Source organism: Pelomonas candidula, from assembly GCF_043555985.1.
GTDB classification, from domain to species: domain Bacteria; phylum Pseudomonadota; class Gammaproteobacteria; order Burkholderiales; family Burkholderiaceae_C; genus Pelomonas; species Pelomonas candidula.
Map to the genome: position 1 here is coordinate 55,507 of NZ_JBIGIC010000020.1, position 22,976 is coordinate 78,482.

Here is a 22,976-nt window from a genome sequence, read left to right on the forward strand (position 1 = left end):
GGTGATGTGCTGGCCGCGTGACGAAGCCATCTGCCTCAAATTGGCATGTTGAATCGCCCCGGGTTCAGTAGACACCTTCGAGCCTCAAACTGAGGCCCTGAGGAGGTGCCATGACAGCGAAGCAACCCTACCCGGAAGAATTCAAGATCGAGGCGGTCAAGCAGATCACGGAGCGAGGTCATCGGGTGGCCGACGTCTGCGCCCGGATCGGCGTGAGCCAGCACAGCCTGTACAAGTGGATCAAGGCGTATTCGGCGCCGGCCGCTGAGCGACAGGCGCAGGCCTCGCAGACCGAAGAGCTGCGGCGACTGAAGGCCGAACTGCGGCGCGTGACCGAGGAGCGCGACATCCTAAAAAAGGCCGCCGCGTACTTTGCCAAGCAGTCCGGGTGAGGTACGCGTTCATCAAGGCGCACGAGTCCCACTACAGCGTGCGGCGCATGTGCAAGGTGATGCAGGTGCACCCCAGCGGCTACTACGCATGGAAGGCCGAGCCGCAGAGCTCGCGGGCCCAGGACGACCAGCGCTTGACCGGCTTGCTCAAGCAGGCGTGGCTGGAGAGCGGCGGCGTGTACGGCTATCGCAAACTGACGCTGGACATGCGCGACCTCGGTGAGCACTGCGGCAAGCACCGCGTTGCGCGGCTGCTCAGGCTTGAAGGGCTGCGCTCGCGGACAGGCTACAGGCGCCGCCCTGGGGTGCGCGGCGGCAAGCCTGCCGTGGTCGCGCCGAACCATCTGCAGCGCCAGTTCACGACGGCCCAACCCAACCAGTCCTGGGTGAGCGACATCACCTACATCCGCACGCACGAGGGCTGGCTGTATCTGGCGGTCGTGGTCGACCTGTTCTCGCGACAGGTGGTGGGCTGGTCGATGGGCAGTCGCATCGACACCAGCCTGGTGTTGGATGCGTTGCTGATGGCGTTACGGCGCCGCCAGCCCAAGCAGGCCGTCACGGTGCACTCCGACCAGGGCTGCCAGTTCACGGGGCACGAGTGGCAGGCCTTCCTGCGCGACCACAACCTGGTCAGCAGCATGAGCCGGCGCGGCAACTGCCACGACAACGCCGTGGCCGAGAGCTTCTTCCAACTGCTCAGGCGCGAACGCATCCGTCGGCAGGTCTACGCCACGCGCAACGACGCTCGTGCCGACGTCTTCAACTACATCGAGATGTTCTACAACCCCAAGCGGCGCCACGGCACTGCCGGCGACACTTCGCCGGTCGAGTTCGAACGACGCCATTCCCAACGGCTCACGGGTGTCTAGGAAAACCGGGGCGATTCAGATCATGGCACAGCACCCGCTGCCAAGCCGCCGGTCACACACCCTCACCACCGCCTCAACCGGCTGCCAAACACCGCATAGCACAGGATCAGCCCGTACCACGGCAGCATGACCCAGTAGGCCGGCTGCGGGCCGTTCACGTCGGCCAGATGGCCGTAGAGCATGGGGATCAGGGCACCTCCCGAGATGCCCATGATCAGCAGGGCCGAGCCTGCCGCTGTGTACTTGCCCAGGCCTTCCAGTGCCAGCGGCCAGATGGACGGCCAGACCAGCGCGTTGGACAGGCCCAGCAGCGCGAGGCAGAACACCGTGTCCGGCACGGCAGGCACGCCGGCCCAGCCCAGCAGGGCCTGCGACAGGCCCGTGCCCGTGGCCGATGACAGCGCGATGCCGCTGGCGAACAGCAGACCCGTGACGGCCGAGGCCACCAGGGCCATGCGCTGCGACATCCAGCGCGGGATCAGCACGACACCCAGCAGGTAGCCCAGCACCATGAAGCCCATCGTGTAGGAGGTCAGCACGCCGTAGTGGGCCACACCGAGCTGCCGGCCGTAGAGGCCGATGGTGTCGCCGGCGATGACCTCCACGCCGACGTAGCCGAACAGCGCGATGGCACCGAGCACGACCTGCGGGTGCTGGAACACGCCCCAGCGCTTGACCTCGCCCGACGGTGCGTCGGCCGCTTCCAGTTCGGGCTCGCGCAGGGACGAGAAGTGGATCAGCGCCATGAACAGCACCAGGCCCGCCGCCATCACCGCGTAAGGGAAGACCAGGCGTTGCGACAGCTCGTTGCGCAGCGCCTCGCGGCCTGCGGCGTCCAGCGCTGCCAGCGCCGACTCCGAGAAGCGCTCCATGCCCGACAGGATGAGTGCCGTGAACACCAGGGGCACGACGATGCCGGCCCCCTTGTTGAACAGGCCCATGATCGAGATGCGCATGGCCGCGCTCTCGCGCGGGCCGATGCAGACGATGTAGGGGTTGATGGCCGTCTGCATCAGCGTCATGCCGCTGGCCAGCGTGAACAGCGCCAGCAGGAACACGGGGTAGAGGCCGGAGCGCGCCGCCGGGATGAAGGCCAGCGCGCCGATGGCCATGACGCCCAGGGCCACCGTCATGCCACGCTTGTAGCCGATGCGCGCCAGGATGGCCGCCGACGGCAGGGCCATGACCGTGTAGGCGATGTAGAAGGCGAACGCCACCCACAGCGCCTGGAAGTTGTTGAGCTCGCAGACGATCTTCAGGAAGGGAATCAGCGAGCCGTTCAGCCAGGTGACGAAGCCGAGGATGAAAAACATCAGCCCGATGAAGATCATCGGCAGCAGCACGCCCTGGCCTGCCGTGGGGTTGAGGGTTTTGGTGTGCATGGAAGTCAGTGATCCACTCCGCACCCACGGTGCGTAAGCAAGGTATTTCGGGCCGAGCGCCGGGCCGCTCCCAAGCCGGCCCGCGGGGCGATGTGCGTGCGGCTCAATGCCGCACGCATCGCCGTCCCCTCGGGGGACAGACCCGGGCTCGCCCGCGTTCAGCGAGGCGAGACCGGGCGAGGGGCTCAGAACTTGGCTCGCACGCCGATGCTGTAGCGCGCACCGTTCTCGTAGACACCGATGGGGATGCCGTCCGCCGTGTTGGAGCGGATCACCTCGTTGTTGAGGTTCACCGCGCTGGCGTAGACGGTGACCTTGTTCGTCACGTCCCAGCTGGCCGAGGCGTCCCACTGACCGTAGGCCGCATTGACGACCTGGCCGCCCATTTCCACGTCGCCATAGCTCTTGGAGCGGTAGTTGTAGGAGATGCGCAGGCTGATCGGTCCCTGCTCGTAGTAGCCGCTGAAGTTGAACTGGTCGCGCGAGTTGCCCAGCACCTTCAGGTGCGGCTGACCGGCAACGGCACCGGCGGTGGCGTCGGTGTACGTGTAGTTCACGACGGTGCCGAAACCGGTGTGGCCGAAGGGCTGCTGCCACTGCAGCTCCAGGCCCTTGATGTCGGCGCCGTTGTCGGCGTTGTAGGGGCGCTCCACCGTCAGCGTCTCGCTGCCCACCACCTCTGACTTCGAGGCCTTGTACGTGAACGTGTCGAGCTTCTTCACGAAGAAGGTGCCCGACAGCAGGGCGGCATCGGCGTAATACCACTCGGCGCCGAACTCGGCCTGGCGGGCATGCACGGGCTTGAGCAGCGGGTTGCCGGCGTAGGCCTTGGTCAGCACGGTGCCGTCACGGCGCAGGCCGGGGCTGAGCAGGTCGAAGGTCTGGCGGGCCATGGTCTTGCCGATGGCGCCGCGCAGCACCACTTCCTTGCTCAGCTCGTAGGTGGCGTTGAGGTTGGGCAGCGCGTCGGTGTAGGTGTTCTTCACGCTGGTGGGCGAGAAGCCGCCGCTGGCGTTGCCCAGGAAGCCTTCAGACGTCTGCTCGGTGCGCACGATGCGCAGGCCGAAATCGCCACGCAGCTTGCCGGACGCGAAGTCGGCCTTGCCGTACAGGGCCGAGATGCGCTCGTGGATGCGGTAATCCTCGTTGGGCACATCCTTGTACGTCATGGCCTTGTCGTACATCGGGATGCCCTTGCTGGCGACGAGCGCGTCGTCAAACCAGGCGTACTGGGTCAGCGCATCCGACGTGGCCGCGGCCTGGCTCAGCAGCGGCGAGGGGCCGGTGGACAGGTCAGCCAGCGAGAACGACTGCCAGCCCGTCGAGCCCGGGCCGGCCGTGCCCTGGGTGCGCTGGTTCTTCAGCGTGTTGTCGCGCAGCTTGGCACCGAACTTCACGTCGGTGATGAGGCTGCTGTCGATGTCGAGCGTGACGTCGCCCTGGGCGTAGTTCTCCTTGCCCTCCATGCGGCGCACGCGGTCGTCGCCGGACTTGAGCGTCAGCGCCTTGGGGTCCAGCGGGTTGATGTCGAGGTACTTCACGCCGTAGTGATCCGGCCCGAGGCTGATGGTGGTGCGGGTGTCGCCCTCCATCCAGAAGTGGCGGTCATGCGAGCTGCCGCCTTCGCTGGACGTGGTGCCCAGCTGGCCGTGGAACCTCCAGTTACCGGCCTGGTAGCTGCCATCGAGGTCCGCCACGCGGGACCTGACGTAGGACTCGCGGTAGATGGGCTCGAAGGACACGCCGGTCTTGGGGCCGACGGTGCCCCCCACCAGCGCCTTGCCGCCGTCGGACGTGCTGATGAACTTCGGGTCGGTGACGCTGATGACGCCGCCCACCGCCAGGCCGCCGGCCTGCCAGAGGTAGTTCTGGTTGTTGTTGTTCATCTTCATGTCCGAATCCATCAGGTTCAGGACGATGTCGGTCGCCGGGTTGGGCTGGAACTGCAGCGCCAGGTTGGTGGTCGTGCGCTCGCGCTCCTGGCGGAAGATGGCGGAACCGCCGCCCCAGGAGGCATAGGCGTTCGTGACGTTGCCGTTCTGGTCCTTGACGTCGTACTTGCCGTCGGTGAAGTTCTCCAGGCCGTCACGCCGCATGTGGCGCTTCTGGCTGCTGATGGCCAGCAGCACGCCGAAGGTCTTGTCGTCGTTCTTCCAGTTCAGCAGGCCCGACAGCTGCGGGTCGGTCTTGCCCGGCAGCTTGCTGTACATCGCCTCGGCCGAGGCCTGCACGGTGAGCTGGTCCTTGAACGCCAGCGGCTTGCGGGTCTTGACGATGACGAGGCCGCCGATGCTGCCCTCGTCCAGATCGGCCGACGGGCTCTTGAACACGTCCAGGCTGCCGACGATCTCGGACGGCAGCACGTCGTAGTTGAAGCTGCGCGTCTGCGGCTCGTTCAGCCACCACTCCGACGACGCCACGGCCTGGCCGTTGAGCTGCGTCATGTTGAGGTTCTTGTCCGTGCCGCGCACGAAGATGGCCTTGCCCTCGCCCCAGATGCGGTCCACCGAGATGCCGGGCATGCGCTGCAGCGAATCGGCCACGTTCTTGTCGGGGAACTTGCCCACGTCCTCGGCGCTGATCGAGTCGACGATGTTGCCGGACTCGCGCTTCTCGGACAGGTTCTTCTTCAGCGTCGCCCGCACGCCGCGGATCTCGACGGTGTCGAGCTGCTGCGTCTGGGGCGCGGCTTCCTGCGCCGCGGCGCCGAATGCCATCGCGCCGAGCGCGAGGCCGATGAGGTGGGGCAAGAGGTTCTGCTTGAAATGAGGCTTGGCCACGTAGGTGCTCCTGGGCAACGTTTTTTGTCGGACAACAAGCGGCCTCGCCTGGGGCAGGAACCCTCAGGCTGGGCACGTCTCTGGAAGGCCGGGCTGCGTTGTCTCTCGGTCGTCAGCCGCGGGCCAGTGACGGCAATCTAGCGGCGGCGACTGAAGCTGGAGCGGCGCGTTGCGCTTTGTTGGACTTCATTGCGCCGACGTTACGTTGGCGCAAGACAGGGTCAGCTTGCGGGCGTGATCACGCCGTCGCAGGGCCCGAATCCGATGCGCCGGAATCCGGGTTTCTCCGCAAATGCACGCAGGCCCAGTTGGTCGCCATCGAGCATGAAGGTGCGCTGCTCGCCGCCCGGCAGCGTGATGGGCTGCTTGCCACCCAGCGTCAGCTCCAGCAGCGAGCCGGCCTCGTCGGGCGCCGGGCCGCTGATGGTGCCCGTGCCCAGCAGATCGCCGGGCTGCAGGTTGCAGCCGTTGCTGGCATGGTGGGTCAGCATCTGCGCCAGCGACCAGTAGGCGTGGCGCAGGTTGGAGCGCGAGATGCGCGCGGGCTCGGCCATCGCGGGCGTCTTGAACCAGACCTCCAGCTCGATGTCGAAGGCGGCGTTCGCGCGGTGGGCTGGCGAGTCGAGATAGGGCAGCGGCTGCGGGTCGTCGGCGGGCCGCGTGAACGGGATGCGGAACGGCGCAAGCGCCTCCATCGTGACGATCCATGGCGAGATCGTCGTGCCGAAGTTCTTCGCCAGGAAGGGCCCCAGCGGCTGGTACTCCCAGGGCTGGATGTCGCGGGCCGACCAGTCGTTGAGCAGCGTCAGGCCGAAGGCATGCTCGTCCGCCTCGTCGATGCCGAACGGCTCGCCCAGCGCATTGCCCGGGCCAACGAACAGGCCCAGCTCCAGTTCGCAGTCGATACGCGCGCTCGCCTTGAAGACCGGCGCATCGGCGTCCGGCGGCTTGACCTGGCCCTTGGGCCGGCGCAGCGCCGTGCCGCTGACGACGATGGAGCTGCTGCGACCGTGGTAGCCGATGGGCACCCACTGATAGTTGGGCAGCAAGGGGTTGTCGGGGCGGAACAGGCGGCCGACGGCGCGGGCGTGGTGGATGCCCGTGTAGAAGTCGGTGTAGTCGCCGATGCGGCAGGGCAGCGTGAACTCGGCCTGGGCCTGGGGCACCAGCCCGACTTCGGGCGCGCCGGCCTTCAAGGTTTCGAACAGCCGGTGGCGCAATGCGCGGCGCTCGCTGCTCGGGCGGGCCATCAGCGCGTTGAGATCGGCAATGCCCCAGGCGCTCAGATCCAGGATCTGGTCGCCGATGCCGACGCCGACCCGCCAGGGCTCCAGCGTGCCGGCACGGCGGAACGAGCAGAACGGCAGGTTCTGCAGCGGGAAGTCGGTGGCGGGGTCGTTGGCGGATGCGACCCAGGACAGGGCCGCGGCGTCGTGGGTGTGGTCGATGGTCATGCTTTGAACTCGTCTTTCAGGCCCTGCCAGCAGCGGGCGTAGGTCGTCTCCAGCGGCGCCTCGTGCAGCGCCCAGGCCGTAGGCTTGAGCGGCCAGCGCGTCTCGAACATGAAGGCCAATGTGGCGTCCAGCTTGTGCGGCTTCAGGTCGGCGTTGCTGGCCTTGTCGAAGGCCTCGGTGTCCGGCCCGTGCGGCACATAGCTGTTGTGCAGGCTCGCGCCACCGGGCTTGAAGCCTTCGGGCTTGGCGTCGTACTGGCCCAGCACCAGGCCCATGAACTCGCTCATCACGTTGCGGTGGTACCAGGGCGGGCGGAAGGTGTCCTCGGCCACCATCCAGCGCGGCGGGAAGATGACGAAGTCGACGTTGGCCCAGCCGGGGGTGTCGCTGGGGCTGGTCAGCACCGTGAAGATGCTGGGGTCCGTGTGGTCGAAGCTGACGGTGTTGATCGTCATGAAGCGCGACGTGTCGTAGCGGCAGGGCACGAGGTTGCCGTGCCAGGCGACGACGTTGAAGGGGCTGTGCGCCTGCGTTGCGCGCCACAGCCTGCCGCCATAGCGCTTGACGATCTGGTAGTCGCCCTCCTCCTGCTCGTGCCAGGCCACGGGCGCCTCGAAGTCACGCGCGTTGGCCAGGCCGTTGGAACCGATGGGCCCCAGCTCCGGCAGGCGGAAGGCGGCGCCGTAGTTTTCGCAGACATAGCCGCGCGCCGGCACGTCCAGCGGATCGACCTTGAAGGCCATGCCGCGCGGCAGCAGCGCGATGGAGCCTGGCGCAACTTCCAGGCGACCCAGCTCGGTCGTGATGAGCAGCCGCCCCTGCTGCGGCACGATCAGCATCTCGGCATCGGCATTCACGAGCGCGCGACGGCCCATCGAGTGCGACGCGACGTAGGCCAGCGCGCCCATGCCATGCAGGCCAGGCTCGCCGTTGACCGCATAGCTGCGCAGGCTGTCGACGAAGTCGCCGTCATCGTGCAGCGGCGTCGGTCCCCAGCGCAGCGGGTCGGGCGAGGCGCATTCGCCTTGCGCGGCGCCGCTCTTCCACCGCGGATGCGCCAGCGGCTCGTAGCCACCGACGACGACCGACGGCTGGCGGCGGTACATCCACGTGCGCTGGTTGTCAACCCGCGGCGCGGTGAAGGCGCTGCCCGACAGCAGCTCGGCGTAGAGCCCATGAGGCGCGCGCTGCGGGCTGTTGCGGCCGATGGGCAGCGCGCCGGGGTGGGCTTCGCTGCTGTGCTGGTTGCCGAAGCCGGTGAGGTAAGTCAGTTCAGTCATGGTGTTCGTTGTGGGCCGCGACGAAGGCCTCGCGCAGCACCTCGCGGTCGCCGATGTGGTTGCACAGGATCAGCGTCAGCCGCGCCAGCCAGTCGACGGCGGCCTCGTCGGCAAGGCCGGCCTGCGCGGCGATCAGTTCGGCGTAGAAGGCATCCGCCTCGCCGCCGAAATTTGGGGTCAGGGTCAATTTCGTGGTCGTCGTCATGACAGCCTCCCGTGGGCCCGCGCGAGCGCCATCCGCAGCGCGTCGGCGTCGAATCGATGCCAGCGCGCAGCGACGACGCCGTCGGGCCGGATCAGGTGCACGCTGCCCGGCCGCGCACCGTAGCGCGCGGCGGCCACGCCGTCGGCCGGCAACGTGATGGCGCGCACACCCACCGCGGGCGCCGGCCAGCCGAAGCACAGCAGCAGGAACTGGCCGAACTGCTCGCTGAGCCAGCCGCCCTCCAGCGGCGCGTCCGGCGCGGGGCAGCCGGGCGACGGGCCGGCCGACCACGGCTCGGCGTCGGGCGTGCTCAGCGGCGAATCGACATGCTCGGTGGGCAGGGAGAGCCGCCCGCTGTTGACCAGCGGCCGCGCGAAGGCCGTGTGCGCCGCGAGATCCAGCGCGGCCTTGCGCAGGCGCAGGCTCAGCGCGCTCTTGGGGCTGATGAAGTCGGTGGCGCGCGTCGAGTGGCCGATGTTGTCATCGGCCGCCTCCAGGCGCTCGAACTCGTAGCTGTCCAGCAGCACGTCGTCGCCCTCGCCCTTCACGACGGCAGCCAGCTTCCAGCCGAGGTTGTCGGCATCCTGCACGCCGCTGTTGGCACCACGCGCGCCGAAAGGCGACACCTGATGCGCCGCGTCGCCCGCCAGCAGCACGCGGCCCACGCGCAAGCGCTCGGCGCGGCGGCAGCTGAACTGGTAGATGGACGACCAGGCCAGCTCGAACCGGTCGGTGTCCAGCATCGCCGCCACGCGCGCCCTGATGCGCTCGGGATCGCGCTCGGCCTCGACGTCGGCATCGCGGCCCAGCTGGAAGTCGATGCGCCACAGCCCGTCGGCCTGCGCATGCAGCAGCACGGACTGGCCACGGTGGAACGGCGGGTCGAACCAGAACCAGCGCTCGGGCCTGTCCGGGTCCAACCCACGAGGCCGCGCGCCGGCGTCCAGGCGCACGTCGGCAATGAGGAAGCGGTCCTCGAAGATCTGGCCCGCAAAGCGCAGGCCCAGCAGCGTGCGCGTGGGGCTGCGCGCGCCGTCGCAGCCGATAACCCAGTCGGCGCGCATGTCGAACAGGCCATCCGGCGTGCGCACGGTCAGCGTCACGCTGTCGGCATGCTGCTCCAGGCCGATCAGCTCGTGCCGGCCACGCAGCTCGATGCGCTGCTCCAGCTGCACCGCGCGCACGAGCCGCGCCTCGACCTGGTCCTGCTGCAGGTTCACCATCGCCGGCATCTTGTGGTCGCTCTCCGGCAGCAGGTCGAAGGCATAGGCCTCGCGCTCGCCGTGGAAGACCCGGCCGCGATGCCAGCGCACGCCCTCGCGCGCGACGGCCTCGCCGACGCCGAGGCGGTCGAACACCTCCAGCGTCTTCTTGGCCCAGCAGACGGCCCGCGAGCCCTCGCCGATGCGGTCGCTGTCGTCGATGACGACGACCGGCACGTCGCGCTTCGCGAGGTCCAGCGCCAGCGTCAGCCCCACCGGGCCGGCGCCGACGATGACGACCGGGCGGCGCTGCGGCAGGCCGGAGCGTTGCTCCAGCGTCTGGTGGTAGGGGTAGCGAGGCAGATCCATGACAGGGTCAGGCACCTTCGAGGGCCTTCCACATCTCGACGTCGCGCTCGGCGGTCCAGATGCGCGGGTGCACCATGCCGCCGGCTTCGTCATAGGCTCGCGTGACGTCAAACGGCATGCAGTGGTCAAAGATGACCCAGTGGCCGTACTTGGGCCGCAATGCCGCCATCGTGCGCTGGTAGACGGCCTTCAGTTCCTCGCCGGACTTCACGCCCGATTGCACGGCGGCGTACAGCTCGCTGACAAAGGCGCGCGTGCCGCTCAAGCCTGCAGCCACCTGCTCCGCGCCCTTGAGCGCCGGCCCGCGGCCGGGAACGAGAGCCGCGGCGTTCAGTGCAGCGATGGCGTCCAGCGTCGCCGGCCAGTCGGCAAAGTGCGCGTCGCCGCAGTACGGCGTCGCATCGAACTCGACGAGGTCGCCGCTGAACAGCACGCGCTCCCCGGGCAGCCAGGCCACCGTGTCGCCCGCCGTGTGGCCGCGGCCGGGCGAGAACATCTCGACCTTGACGCCGCCCAGGTCCAGCGTGAGTCGGCCGTTGAAGGTCAGCGTGGGCCAGGTCAGCCCGGCCGGCACGGACTCGACATTGCGGAACAGCCGTGGGAAGCGGCCGATCTCGCTGGCCTTGTCCTGCTCGCCGCGCTCCCGGATCAGCGCCAGCGTCGCCTCGCTGGCGATGACCTGCTCCAGCCCCTCGGCCTTGAACGCGCTCGCGCCCAGCACGCGCACCGCGTGGTAGTGGCTGAGCAGCACGTACTTGATCGGCACGTCCGACACCTCGCGGATGCGTCGGATCACATCCGCCGCCATGACCGGCGTGGCCTGGGTGTCGATGACCATCGCCGCGTCACGGCCGATGACGATGCCGGTGTTGGGGTCGCCCTCGGCGGTATAGGCCCAGGCGTGCTGGGACAGGCGCTCGAAGGTGACCCGCTTCTCTTCCAGGTCGGCTTGCGAGGCGAAGGCTTTGACAGTCATGCGGGTCTCCCACGTTGGTCCGCAAATTTATCTCATTACAAATCAATTCAGCAATATAGAATTTTTTGCATGAACGACGCCAAGGCCACGAGCAAGGAACCGAGGGGCATCCAGAGCATCGAAGTGGGCGGCCAGCTGCTGCTGGCGCTGGCCCACCACGGCCGGCCGATGGCGCTGAAGGACCTGGCTCGCGAGGCCGGCATGGCGCCGGCCAAGGCTCACCCCTACCTGGTGAGCTTCATCAAGCTAGGCCTCGTGGAGCAGGACGGCGGGAGCGGCCCTTACGGCCTCGGGCCGCTGGCGCTGCAGCTGGGCCTCATCAGCCTGCAGCAGTACGACCCCGTGCGGCTGGCCACGCCGGTCATCGAGGAACTGGCACTTCAGCTGGGCCACACGGTGGCGATCGCCGTGTGGGGCACGCGCGGCCCCACCATCGTCCGCGTGGCCGAGGGCCCGACGCCGGTGCACATCAGCATGCGCCATGGCACGGTCATGAGCCTGGCGGGCACGGCCTCGGGCCGGCTGTTCGCGGCCTGGCGCGCGGACGAAGCGGTCGCGCTTGGCGAACCCCTGCCCGACGCCACCACCCTGGCGGCGGTGCGCGAGGCCGGGCTGGCCACGTCCCGCGACGGGGTCATCGCTGGCGTCAGCGCGGCAGCAGCGCCGGTGTTCGACGCGGCAGGCCGGCTGGTGCTGACGGTCACCGCCATCGGCCCCAGCGCCAGCTTCGACACGTCACCGGACGGCGAGCTCGCCACGACGCTGCGCGACGCTGCGGCACTGCTGTCCCGCCGCCTCGGGCATTGAGGCTGGCGGCGCCGCAAGGCCGCCGACAGGCTTCTTACGGCAATCCATCGCAAACTATTTTTGCAATTCGGCGGCGCACGGCGCAGGTTATTTCAGCGACGGCGGCTCGCCATTTATTTCCGGCTCGCCAAAATATCACCGCAAACTGCCAAAGAAGGTAATAAATAATCATCCGGAAAGTTACATACTTTGCCATCCAGTGAAGCGATGCAAACAAATCTTTCCAGTTGGTCAAATACATCAAACCCTCGGTGCATCAATTCACCGAAGAGGCGCGATTTCTCTTTCAGATCAATGAACTAGGCGGATATCACGGCAGCAACCCCGGCTTAATGCCCTCAACTCCGTAGATTCCCTAGTCCCCCTACTTTTTTACGCACCAGGAAAATTTAGCCATCAGCCAGCGCTCCAACCGGGCGCCTCTTTTCGGCTGAGTTTTTGGCGGGCCATCCGCTTGCCAATATTTCCTGGAGCACAAATGCACAAGCAAACCCGCATCGCTGCGGCAGTCCTGATGACTGCCGGCGGTTTCAGCGCCTGGGCGCAAACCACGCCGGATACCCCGGCGACTCAGATGGAGCGCGTAACCGTCACCGGATCGGCGATCAAACGACTGGACGCCGAGACCGCCGTCCCGGTCACCGTCTTCAAGATGAAGGACATCAAGCAGCAGGGCCTGACGACGGTCGAGCAGATCCTGACCACGCTGACGGCCAGCCAGGCCAGCCTCGGCACCAGCCAGGCCGTGGGCGCGTCGACCGGCGGCGCCTCCTTCGCCGACCTGCGCGGCGTCGGCGCCAACAAGACGCTGGTGCTGCTGAACGGCCGCCGCATCGCGAACAACGCGTTCGACGGCTCGGCACCCGACCTGAACATGATCCCGATGGCGGCCATCGACCGCATCGAAGTGCTGCGTGACGGCGCCTCCGCGCTGTACGGCACCGACGCCATCGGGGGCGTCATCAACTTCATCACCCGCAAGGAATACCAGGGCGGCACGATCACGCTGGGCGCAGACGCCCCCCAGCACGCCGGCGGCAAGTCGGCCAACGCCAACGCCGGCTTCGGCTTCGGCGACCTGGAGACCCAGGGTTTCAACGTGCTGGGCTTCGTGGACTTCCAGAAGCAGGACCGCATCAGCGGTTCGCAACGCTCATTCAACACCCGCTACCCCGGCGGCATCTCGGGCTCGCCATCGCCGGGCAACTACTACCAGGACCCCGATGTCTGGTACAACCCCGCCGCGCCGGATTGCAAGAACGGCACCTTCATCATCCCGGCGGGTGACGGCACGTCCTGCTACATGACGACGTCCAACTTCGTGGACTACATCCCGAAGAGCGAGCGCGCCTCCGGCATGATCAAGGGCGACCTGAAGCTGGGCAACGACCACACGCTGGGCGCCGAATACTTCATCACGCGCAGCAACGTGAAGACGCTGATCGCCCCGGTGCCGTTCGGCTTCCTGGTGGTGAACCCGCTGCGCCCGGACGGCACGCCCAACCCCTACTTCCCGACCAATTCGGCGCTGGACCCGGCGTTCAACGGCCTGAAGGCCGACCACTCCGACGGCCTGGTCGGTCAGACGATGACCGACGGCGGCGCCACGATCCAGCCGGGCTACGTCATCGCCCGCTGGCGCGACATGCCCAACGGCCAGCGCGGCGACAGCAACACCAACACCCAGCAACGCTTCGTGCTGTCGCTGGAAGGCACGCTGTCCGGATGGGACTACGCCGTGGGCCTGAGCCACAACCAGAACAAGGTCGACGAGAACCTGACCAGCGGCTACGCCAACGGCCCGATGATCTACGAGGGCGTGCTGACCGGCGTCATCAACCCCTTCGGTACCCAGAGTGCCGCCGGCCAGGCGCTGCTGGACAAGGCCGGCGCCTCCGGCCTGATCATGTTCGCCAAGGGCACGACGACCAACCTCGACGCCCGCGCCAGCCGTGAGCTGAGCGACTGGTTCGGTGCCGGTCGGCCGGCGGCCATCGCCATCGGCGCGGAATTCCGCAAGGAAAAGTTCGTCCAGCAGGCCAACCCCGACTACGCCGCCATCGTCATCGACTCGACCGGCATCGACCCCGCCACCTACAGTGCTGGTTCGCGCAAGGTGTCGGCCGCCTACAGCGAGCTGAACGTACCGCTGCTGAAGTCCCTGGACATCACCGCAGCCGTGCGCTATGACCGGTACAACGACTTCGGCAACACCACCAATCCGAAGATCGGCTTCCGCTTCCAGCCCAGCAAGCAGGTGCTGCTGCGCGGCTCCTACTCGACGGGCTTCCGCGCGCCGTCGCTGTACGAGCTGAACGCCGCCCAGACCTACACCAACTCCGGCACCGTCAACGACCCGCTGCTGTGCGCGACCGGCACAGAAGGCCCCTCGGTGTGCAAGGTCCAGGTCATGGTGCTGAACGGCGGCAACCTGAAGCTGGAACCCGAAAAGAGCAAGAACGCCACGCTGGGCCTGATGATCCAGCCCATACCCGACCTGAGCTTCGGCCTGGACTTCTGGTGGCTGCGCCTGAAGAACCAGATCGGCGTCGTCGGCGATGACTCGCTGTTCAACAAGGCCAACTACGCCCTGTTCAGCCAGTACTTCCATCGCAACGGCGACAACCAACTGTCCACCAACGGCAACCAGTGCCCGGGCGCCAACTGCGGCTACGTGGACGTGCGCCAGCAGAACCTCGGCGGCACCAACACCAACGGCGTGGACATCACTGCCAACTACCGCCTGCCGTCGTCGATCGGCACCTTCACCTTCGGACTGAACAGCACCTACGTCACCAAGTACGAGTACCAGGACTTCCGCAACGGCCCGTGGAACCAGAGCGTCGGCATCTACTCCGGCACCGGCCCGGTGTTCCGCTGGCAGACCACGCTGACGAGCACCTGGTCCAAGGATGCGTTCGCCGCAGGGGCGACTGTGTACTTCAAGTCCGGCTACTTCGACGTGCTGACGCAGGACTACGGCCCGAACAACGTCAGCCACTACGCGACGCTGGACGTGTACGGTTCGTGGAAGCCGATGAAGGGCGCCACGCTGACGCTGGGCGTGCGCAACCTGACCGACCGTGACCCGCCGCTGAGCTACCAGACGCAGGTTTTCCAGTCCGGCTACGACCCGCGTTACACGAGCCCCATCGGCCGTGCCTACTACGTGCGCGCCTCGTACGACTTCTGAGCCTCGCGCTCAGGCAAACGAAAGGGCCCCACGGGGCCCTTTTTCATGGCGCCACACCGCGACCACAGGCCCGGCGCAGCCGCGTCGAAATCTCAGCTCAGCGGCAGCTTGGCCAGCATCGCGGCTTCGGCCTCGGAGCCCCAGAACAGCGGATAAAGGCAACGCTCGGTCGCCATCAGCTCCGGCTTGCCGCCCAGCAACGCAATCTGCTCGCGCGCCGTCGCGAAGTCGAAGCTCATCAGCACGGCCGGCGCGTTCACGCGCGGGTTGTGGCGGGCCGTCGTGTAGGGCAGCAGGCCCAGCCAGCGGCGATAGAAGGCGACATGGCGCGGGTTTACCTCGATGACGAGGCGCTGGACACGCGCGCGGCGGTGGGCGTGCAGATAACCCAGGTGGAAGATCTGGGCCAGCACGCGCTTGGGCTCGTGGGAATGCTTGTCGACAGCCAGCGCGCCGAACTCGCACAGCGTGACGCCCGCGGCACGCCACTCGGCCATCTCTTCCTTGAACAACGTGTCGGCGTTCAGGCCGCCCGCGCCGTCGAAACGCACGGCCAGCGTGCCGATGATCTTGTCGCCGTCGTTGGCGGTGCAAACGATATCGCCAGCCTCGTTGCGGCTGCTGAAGCGCTCGCGCGAAACCGCCAGGCCACGATCACCATAGCGGCGCTGCATGAGCTCCAGTGCGTCGCCCTCCAGCGAACCGAAGTCGCTGTTCAACTCGAGCGGCGGGCCGCCGTAAGGGTTGGTCGGCGTGCGCCGGCTTTCCTTGTTGAAGATAGGGATCATTGACTTAAATCCTTTGGCACCCAACGCACCGAGCGGCGGAGTCTAGGGACGTAAAGGTGACTTTTCCCTTGCACTCACAGATAGATACATGTGAATTCCCTAGAAAAAGGGTTTTCCATGCCCCTGGCGAGCCCCCATCGTCGTCATCCGGGACGCGCGGCAGGCAAAGAAAAGGCCATGCAAAGCACGGCCTTTCTCAGCACTACGGCAGCGCCCGATCAGGCGGCGTAGCGGCCGGCCAGGCGGTTCATGTTGCCCATCGAGAGGCGGTGCATCTCGATCAGCGCGATGAGGCCGTTGCGGTGCAGTTCCAGCACCTTGTCATCGGGCAGTTCGGCGTACTTCTTCTCGTCCAGCGCCAGGAAGCCCTCGACGTCCAGCTTCTCGCCGTTGGGCAGGGTGGCTTCGAAACGCATGTCCTGCAGCAGTTCCAGGTCAGACAGCAGCGCGCAGATCAGGCGGGTGCGCTCGGCTTCCTGCTCGAAGTTCTCGAGGAACGTGCGGGCGCTCAGCAGGAACTCGGTCGGCTGGCCGTCCTTGAACAGGGCTTCGCCTGTCGTCTCGTTGAAGGCGCTCCACTTGCTATCGAAGCAGACAGCCAGGTTGTTGGCGTTGCCATCCAGGCGAGCCATCGCGAACGGGAAGCGGCGCACATAGGCGGGCACGTAGTTGGCCGTCCACTTGTCGCCATCGACGAACAGGTTGGAGCCCGGCTTCAGGCCCAGCACGGCCAGCGGCGCGACGGGCTGCTTGCCGTTGGCATCCGGCTCGCCAGCGCGCACGAACACGACGGGGAATTCCTTGCAGGCGTCGGCAAATTCGACGGCGGCCAGGAACACCGAGTTCTGGTCGGCCACGCGGCTCACGACGGGCTGGGCAGTGTCCAGCTTCAGGTTCTTGTGGACTTCACGGTCCAGCGGCTGCAGGTCGCCGTACATCGGGGGGTTGCTCATGTTTCTCTCTCTCCAGGTTCGGCCAGACGACTGACCAGCACTTTGTCTACACGCTTGCCGTCGAGGTCCACGACCTCGAATCTCCACGCGTCCCACTCCACCACATCGGTCGTGCGCGGCAACCGCCCCAGCAGCAGCATGATCATGCCGGCCAGCGTGTTGTAGCGCCCACGGTCCTCCTCGGGCAGTTCCTTCAGCTCCAGGCGGTCCTTCAGCTCGGGCACGGGGATCAGGCCGTCGATCAGCCAGCTCCCGTCCTCGCGCTGCACCGCCCAGGCATCGCCGTCGCTCGGGGCGTTGAACTCCCCGGCAATGGCTTCCAGCACGTCGCGCACGGCAATCACGCCCTGCACCTCGCCGTACTCATCGACGACGAAGACCAGCGGCGCGTCCGAGACGCGGAAATGTTCCAGCAACTCCATGCCCGACAGAGTCTCGGGCACGAACAGCGGCGCCTCCAGGCCCGCCGTCAGGTCCAGCGGCTGGCCCTCCAGCATGCCGGCCAGCAACGCCGGCGCATTGGCCACGCCCAGCACCTCGTTGAGGCTGCCGCGGCATACGGGGTAGCGGCTGAAGCCGTGCTCGCGCAGCACGGCCAGCACCTCGGCCGGCGTCGCCTCGACATCCAGCCACGCAATCTCGGCGCGCGGAATCATCATCGAACCGATCTGGCGCTCGTCCAAGCGGAACACGTTACGCACCATCTGGTGCTCGTGCTCCTCGATGACACCGGCGTCCAGGCCCTCCTCCAGGCTGGCGGCGATTTCCTCTTCCGTCACGCCACGCGAGCCCTTGTTGCGCAGGCCCAGCAGGCCCAGCGTCGCCTCGGTCGAGAAGCTCAGCGTGCGCACCAGCGGGCGCGCCGCGATGGAGATGAAGTTCATCCACGGTGCGACCAGGCGGGCCACCGTCTCCGGATAGATCTGGCCGATGCGCTTGGGCACCAACTCGCCGAACACGATGGTCAGCAGCGTGATGATGACCACCACCAGCGCCGTTGCGGCAATCTGCGTGGCGTGCGGGTTCAGCGTGAAGGTCTCGCTGAGCCAGGTCGACAGCGGACCCGAGAACGCCGCATCGCCGACGATGCCGTTCAGCACGCCGATGCCCGTGATGCCGATCTGCACCGTGGACAGGAACTTGGTCGGGTTCTCGTGCAGGTCCATCGCCGCCTGCGCGCCGCCCTCCCCGCTTTCCACCATCACCTGCAGCCGCGCCTTGCGGCTGGCGGTCAGGGCCATCTCCGACATTGCGAACAGGCCGTTGAGAAGGATCAGAAAGAGAACGAGTGCGGTATCCATCGAAGGCGCCAAAACCAGGGAAAACCCGGAATGGCGCGGGTCAAAAACGAAGCCCGGGAGACTAGCAGATGGCCATGACGGCGCCCATCGCATATTCCCTCGTCGCTCGAAACGCTCAACGCGGTGCAGGAGGTCCTGCTGCCGGCCGACAACTGAACCACGGCGGCCCGCTTAGCATCCGCGCCAATGAACTACCTGATCGGCGACCTCCAGGGCTGCTGCGACGCCTTCGAGCGCCTGCTGGCCCGCATCGATTTCTCCCCCTCGCGCGACCGTCTCTGGCTGCTGGGAGACCTCGTCAACCGGGGGCCGCAATCGCTGCTGACGCTGCGCCGCCTGCGCGCCTTCGATGGCGCTGCGACCTGCCTGCTCGGCAACCATGACCTGCACCTGCTGGCCGTCGCCCACGGCGTACGGCCCCAAAGCCGCCACGACACGCTGACACCCATCCTCGAGTCCGACGACCGCGCCGCGCTGCTCGACTGGCTGCGTCAGCAGCGCCTGGCCGTCTTCGAGGCCGGCTGGCTGATGGTGCACGCCGGCGTCGTGCCGCAGTGGAGCCGCGACGACACGCTGGCGCTGGCCGGCGAGGTCGAAGCCGTGCTGCGCAGCCCCGCGATGCCCGACTTCCTGCACGCCATGTACGGTAACGAACCCGTGCGCTGGAGCGACGCCCTGACCGGCAACGACCGCCTGCGCTTCACCGTCAACGCGCTGACAAGGCTGCGCTTCTGCACTGCCGGCGGCGAACTGGACTTCAAGACCAAGGACGGCGCCGGTGCCGCACCGACCGGCTTCATGCCGTGGTTCGACGTGCCTGGCCGCCGCACGGCCGACACGCCCATTGCCTTCGGCCACTGGTCCACGCTCGGGCTGCTGGACCGCCCCGCCCTGCTCGGGCTGGACACAGGCTGCATCTGGGGCGGGCAGCTGACGGCAGCGCGCATCGACGGCAGCGCACGCGAGATCATCCAGATCGCGTGCGAACAAGCCCGCAAGCCGGGCACATGAGCCGGCCACCCGTAGAATGCGCGGCTCCACGGAAGCGTGGGAGAGTGGTTTAATCCAACGGTCTTGAAAACCGTCGAAGGTGTGAGCCTTCCGTGAGTTCGAATCTCACCGCTTCCGCCAAGCTCAAGCAAGTCATTGATTCGCCGATAAGTTCTTGTATTTCAAGAGCTTAGAGGACGGTAGGTGTGCCAAACAGGTCTGCCACAACGAGTCAACGCGAAGTGCCTGAGAACTTCTATCGGCCCGACCACGGTCGGTCGCTGAACTGGTACGTGCGGCTTGTGCCGCCAACCGCCCTCAAGGGGCACCCCGGCGTCAGGGAATTCCGCAAGTCCACAGGCACGGCCGACCTTCGCCGGGCGAAGACCATCGGGGCACTGCTCATCGCGGAGAAGCGTTCGGAATGGGACAGGCTGCTTGCTGCCGCGAAGCCCGCGTGTGCGAGCCCACAACCGCTGACGCCTGAACTCATCGAGCACATCTGTGCCCGCAGGCTGTACCAGTGGATGCACATCGACGACCTCGGACGCTACGAGGGTGCCGGCCACGATGATAAGTCGCACGCCGCGCTGACGCAGCTCTGCCAGGCCACGGACAAGTCGATGCGGTCAGTACTCGCTCGTGGCAAATCGGCGCCTGAATGGGAGGCCACGCTCCAGGTGCTAGATGATTGGTGTGAGCAGATCAAGCTCATGGTGATACGCACGGACCCCCGGTACCCTCAGCTTGTCCGCCAATTCGCCGAGGTCGAACTTGAAGCGACACGACGCGTACTGAACCGCAACCAGGGCGAGGGTGCACCATCGCCAGAAGAGCCTCGACCGGTCGGCGCATGCCTGAGCGCGCTCAGCGAACCGTACCGCGACTTCAAGCGCCAGCGCTCGGGCGGCAAGCACACCGGCACGTCGGTGCATGTGTGGCTGAAGCTGATTGACCACCTGGGCGATGTGCCGCTCGGCGCGGTCAAGGCATCCGACCTGTTCGAGTTCCTGGAGGCGCGGATGCGAGCGCCGGTGAAGCCGTGGTCGATGAAGCATGCGCACGGCTTCGTCAAGCGGACGCTGCGGGAGGTCTTCGCGCTCGCGCGCACCCGAGGCCTGCTCGAAGGCGCCAACCCAGTCGATGACCTCGACGTGCTGCCATCGTTGACCTCGAAGGAAGAGAAGGCCCGGCGCAAGCCGCGGCATCCGTTCACCGACAGTCAGCTCTCCACGCTGTTCGCCTCTGATTGGTATCGGCCGGACTCGACCCGGTGGCGCGGCAAGATGGCGACCGACCTCGGCGCCCGCTATTGGGTGCCGCTCGTGTGCATGTTTCATGGCAACCGCGTGCGCGAGGTGCTTCAGCTCGTCGCATCAGACGTCGCAGTGCAGCAGGGCGTGTCCGTCGTCCAGTTCCGCGAGGAGATGGACGGCGAACAGGCAGCGATGCTTGCGGCGGGTGTGGTGCGCAGCCTGAAGAACGACCCGAGCAGGCGAGTGGTGCCCCTGCATCCCACGCTCCTGGCCTTGGGCTTCGGCGAGTACGTCGAACAGCGTCGCAGCCAGGCGGGTGCGAACGCCCTACTCTTCCCATCCAGCATCCCCAAGCCAGGCGGCAAGGCTCCGATGTTGGGCCGGGCATATGAGCAGGCGTTCCTGCGCCACGCACGCGACGGCCTGGCCTTCGGGCGTGGCTTCGGCAACCACAGCTTCCGCCACCAGCTCGAAGACCGCATACGCGACGCGCAGCGTCCGGGGCACCAGTGGCCGGCTGGTATGGCGCAGGCCTACACCGGGCGCATGCGCGTGCGTAGCCAGGATGCGGGGCGCATCGAGGTCGAGGGCAGCGAGGCGGCCTATGGACGGGGCCACAGCCCCGCAGCTCTGCGCGACTATCTCAAGACCTTGGCGTTCGACGCGGTCACGTTGCCTCCGCCATATGCGTCCTGGCTGCGCGGAGAGTGAGAAGGCGCGCCGATCGGCGCGCCAGACTCCATCCGATGCGACACTTGGCGAACACAAGTTGCCAGAGGAGGCAGACATGACGGACGACGTGGTCGAGGTGATAGCCGATTGGCCTCAGCCCGCCTCATCCGGGGAGCCCATCGTCATTGCGGGTCGCGGCCCGCTACGCATCTGCTACACCACGGCTGACGAGAGGGTCGCCACCATCGTCTTCGATGTCTGCCACCAGGTCATCTACGGAAATCCGAACGACGAGGCGCTGACCGGGCATCCTCTCTATACGCACGGCTTGAAGTTCTACTCCGTGCACAAGGTGCGCCACTCGACGCGACTCGCGTCACTGGAGCGTGCGAACTCGGCCCATCCTCGTCACGACGCAGCGCGGTACCTTAGGGACAAGGAGCACTTCGTCTTCACCTTCCAGGACGGTACCCTTGAGTGCTTGGTCACGACAGGCACTCGCTTTCCAGCGAAGGTGCTGACGTTCGACACGACCGACGAGGCAATGGCTGCCATGAAGGACGCTTCGTGACCTTGGCAATTGACTACCGACTCACTGGCTCGGGCTGGGCCGTCTGCATCGTCCGCACAGGTGGCAAGGACTACGAGATATCAGCCTCGTATCTGTCCGATGCACTGGGCAACCTCGTGCTTGCCGCCGCCGCCGTCCTGGCGGGCGCGCACAGCATCTCGGTCGGCTTCGACGAAGAGCCGGGCGAGTACCGTTGGGCCGTCGTCCGAACGGACAACGGCACCGTGAGGCTTACCGTCTTATCCTTCCAGGAACTCTGGGGCAATCGCCCAGATGCCGAAGGCACACCCCTGTGCTCCTGGACGGGCCATCCTGTCGACCTGGGACGCGCTGTCAGGGACGCTGCCGAAGCGGTTCTCAATGCACACGGCCTCGCGGGCTACAAGGAACGCTGGGCAGAGCACGACTTCCCGTCACTGCAGTTGGAACTGCTTAAGCGCTACATCACCGAGTGGGAACGCAACCGGCAGGCCCCAGGCTAGAAGCGGCGGACGGATAAAACTCAGGCCATATACGGAAATGGCGTCGCCTTGACGTCTTCTTGCCAGAGCCGTTATGCACCCCCTTCCGTCCCTCGACAGCCCCTCCTCCACCCCGACGAGCGAGGCGTCCGCAAACGCCGCCCCCGTTGATGACTTCTTCCCCTCTGGCCGCTTTGCCAGGGTTCCCGCCGAAGCGTTGGGCCCTCTCGCCTTCGATGGGGAGTACAGCATGGAGCACTCCGAGTTCCGCCTGTTCGTGGCGCTGTGCCGCTTTCGCGGACGTGCCCAGCTGGTCAACCCCAGCCAGGAAACGCTGGCCAAGATGACGGGCATGGCGCGCAACAACGTCTCCCGCGCCGCCAATCGCCTGCAGGACAAGGGCTGGGTGCGGCTCCACCACCGGGACGACAACCCGCGCAAGGCCATCGAGAACTATGAGCTGCTCATCCCCACCCCGGGTGTGACCGTCGTCGTCCCTCCCAAGCCGACGAAGGCGCGCGCCAAGCCCGTCGAGGCAGCAGCGCCGGCCCATCTCCTCGCTCGCCCCGAGCCGCTGTTTCCGTCCGAGCCGCTCCCCGACCACCTGCACCTGCCGGACAGCGACGACTTCGATGCGATGGACGACGACGCGCTGTACCGCGGCGAAGTGGACATCGACAGCGAGCCCATGTCTGCCACGGAGCTCTACGAGGCGCTGACCCAGTTGGAGCTTCAGGAGGCGTGAGCCTCCCTTGGTTGCCCGGTCAGGAGTCCTATCCCTGGTCGGGCGACAGCGAGGATGCCGGCCGCCGCATCCTTGTCGCATCGGGCGTCTCGCTATGAGACGCCCTCTCTTTTCTCTTGGTCTGGTTTCTTCCAGACTCTCCTTCAAGGAAAGTACTCTCTTTGTGTATCGCCTTGAGCCGTGTCGTGTGGCTCGTGCTGCGTATCCGTCCGGCCAACTCACCTTGAACGGCCCGTGGCCGGCAGCCAGGATGGTGCCCACCAAACAAGTTAGGTGGACACCATGTCAGACGCCAAGCCGGCCCTCCGCCGGCGTCACGATGCAGAG

Annotated in this window: 18 protein-coding genes and 1 tRNA gene; 9 read left to right on the plus strand and 10 right to left on the minus strand. The window is 66.7% G+C overall.

Annotated features, from left to right (window positions below; translation table 11 throughout):
- Positions 1-110 precede the first annotated feature (110 nt).
- A protein-coding gene (locus tag ACG04R_RS26565) for an IS3 family transposase (RefSeq protein ID WP_394417152.1) occupies positions 111-1,264 on the plus strand; the annotation gives its coding sequence in 2 pieces (ribosomal slippage) (positions 111-351 and positions 351-1,264; 1,155 coding nt in all).
- A gap of 62 nt (positions 1,265-1,326) precedes the next feature.
- On the opposite strand, the gene ACG04R_RS26570 is transcribed toward ACG04R_RS26565, so the two are convergent.
- From ACG04R_RS26570 to ACG04R_RS26600, 7 genes are all read right to left on the minus strand, one after another.
- Positions 1,327-2,646 (minus strand): sugar MFS transporter, encoded by a 1,320-nt coding sequence (locus ACG04R_RS26570; protein WP_394417153.1) that lies wholly within the window; start codon positions 2,644-2,646, stop codon positions 1,327-1,329.
- Between the two features lie 185 nt (positions 2,647-2,831).
- Positions 2,832-5,426, minus strand: a complete 2,595-nt coding sequence (locus ACG04R_RS26575) for a TonB-dependent receptor (protein ID WP_394417154.1) — start codon at positions 5,424-5,426, stop codon at positions 2,832-2,834.
- A 221-nt stretch (positions 5,427-5,647) separates the two neighbouring features.
- A complete protein-coding gene (gene fahA / locus ACG04R_RS26580; RefSeq protein ID WP_394417155.1) occupies positions 5,648-6,880 on the minus strand; it encodes a fumarylacetoacetase in 1,233 nt (410 codons plus the stop codon).
- Positions 6,877-8,160 (minus strand): homogentisate 1,2-dioxygenase, encoded by a 1,284-nt coding sequence (gene hmgA / locus ACG04R_RS26585; RefSeq protein WP_394417158.1) that lies wholly within the window; start codon positions 8,158-8,160, stop codon positions 6,877-6,879. The genes fahA and hmgA overlap by 4 nt, the downstream gene beginning before the upstream one ends.
- Positions 8,153-8,365, minus strand: coding sequence for a DUF2783 domain-containing protein (locus ACG04R_RS26590; protein ID WP_394417161.1), 213 nt, complete (start codon positions 8,363-8,365; stop codon positions 8,153-8,155). Before ACG04R_RS26590 ends, hmgA begins: the two co-directional genes overlap by 8 nt.
- Positions 8,362-9,936, minus strand: a complete 1,575-nt coding sequence (locus ACG04R_RS26595; protein WP_394417164.1) for an FAD-dependent oxidoreductase — start codon at positions 9,934-9,936, stop codon at positions 8,362-8,364. Before ACG04R_RS26595 ends, ACG04R_RS26590 begins: the two co-directional genes overlap by 4 nt.
- 7 nt (positions 9,937-9,943) lie before the next feature.
- The gene (locus ACG04R_RS26600) at positions 9,944-10,912 is read right to left on the minus strand and encodes an MBL fold metallo-hydrolase (protein WP_394417166.1); all 969 of its coding nucleotides are present in this window, start codon (positions 10,910-10,912) and stop codon (positions 9,944-9,946) included.
- A gap of 69 nt (positions 10,913-10,981) precedes the next feature.
- On the opposite strand from ACG04R_RS26600, the gene ACG04R_RS26605 reads away from it, so the two are divergent.
- Positions 10,982-11,719: an IclR family transcriptional regulator gene (locus ACG04R_RS26605; RefSeq protein ID WP_394417169.1), complete on the plus strand. Its 738-nt coding sequence runs from the start codon at positions 10,982-10,984 to the stop codon at positions 11,717-11,719.
- Between the two features lie 478 nt (positions 11,720-12,197).
- Entirely contained in the window at positions 12,198-14,912 is a 2,715-nt protein-coding gene (locus tag ACG04R_RS26610) for a TonB-dependent receptor (protein WP_394417172.1), read from the plus strand.
- A gap of 92 nt (positions 14,913-15,004) precedes the next feature.
- On the opposite strand, the gene ACG04R_RS26615 is transcribed toward ACG04R_RS26610, so the two are convergent.
- The 3 genes from ACG04R_RS26615 to ACG04R_RS26625 all read right to left on the minus strand — a co-directional run bounded on the left by ACG04R_RS26615 (position 15,005) and on the right by ACG04R_RS26625 (position 17,954).
- Positions 15,005-15,700: an N-acyl amino acid synthase FeeM domain-containing protein gene (locus tag ACG04R_RS26615; RefSeq protein WP_394417175.1), complete on the minus strand. Its 696-nt coding sequence runs from the start codon at positions 15,698-15,700 to the stop codon at positions 15,005-15,007.
- A 218-nt stretch (positions 15,701-15,918) separates the two neighbouring features.
- Complete coding sequence (locus ACG04R_RS26620) at positions 15,919-16,653, minus strand: SapC family protein (RefSeq protein ID WP_394417178.1); 735 nt, start codon at positions 16,651-16,653, stop codon at positions 15,919-15,921.
- The gene (locus tag ACG04R_RS26625; RefSeq protein ID WP_394417181.1) at positions 16,650-17,954 is read right to left on the minus strand and encodes a hemolysin family protein; all 1,305 of its coding nucleotides are present in this window, start codon (positions 17,952-17,954) and stop codon (positions 16,650-16,652) included. The genes ACG04R_RS26620 and ACG04R_RS26625 overlap by 4 nt, the downstream gene beginning before the upstream one ends.
- A gap of 186 nt (positions 17,955-18,140) precedes the next feature.
- On the opposite strand from ACG04R_RS26625, the gene ACG04R_RS26630 reads away from it, so the two are divergent.
- From ACG04R_RS26630 to ACG04R_RS26655, 6 genes are all read left to right on the plus strand, one after another.
- On the plus strand, positions 18,141-18,965 hold the full coding sequence (locus tag ACG04R_RS26630; RefSeq protein WP_394417184.1) for a symmetrical bis(5'-nucleosyl)-tetraphosphatase: 825 nt from the start codon (positions 18,141-18,143) through the stop codon (positions 18,963-18,965).
- Between the two features lie 30 nt (positions 18,966-18,995).
- Positions 18,996-19,085 (plus strand) — tRNA-Ser (locus ACG04R_RS26635).
- A gap of 101 nt (positions 19,086-19,186) precedes the next feature.
- Complete coding sequence (locus tag ACG04R_RS26640; RefSeq protein WP_394417187.1) at positions 19,187-20,911, plus strand: hypothetical protein; 1,725 nt, start codon at positions 19,187-19,189, stop codon at positions 20,909-20,911.
- Between the two features lie 76 nt (positions 20,912-20,987).
- Positions 20,988-21,443: a hypothetical protein gene (locus tag ACG04R_RS26645; protein ID WP_394417190.1), complete on the plus strand. Its 456-nt coding sequence runs from the start codon at positions 20,988-20,990 to the stop codon at positions 21,441-21,443.
- Positions 21,440-21,925, plus strand: a complete 486-nt coding sequence (locus ACG04R_RS26650; RefSeq protein WP_394417193.1) for a hypothetical protein — start codon at positions 21,440-21,442, stop codon at positions 21,923-21,925. Before ACG04R_RS26645 ends, ACG04R_RS26650 begins: the two co-directional genes overlap by 4 nt.
- Positions 21,926-22,154: 229 nt before the next feature.
- Entirely contained in the window at positions 22,155-22,649 is a 495-nt protein-coding gene (locus ACG04R_RS26655) for a helix-turn-helix domain-containing protein (protein WP_394417196.1), read from the plus strand.
- Positions 22,650-22,976 lie beyond the last annotated feature (327 nt).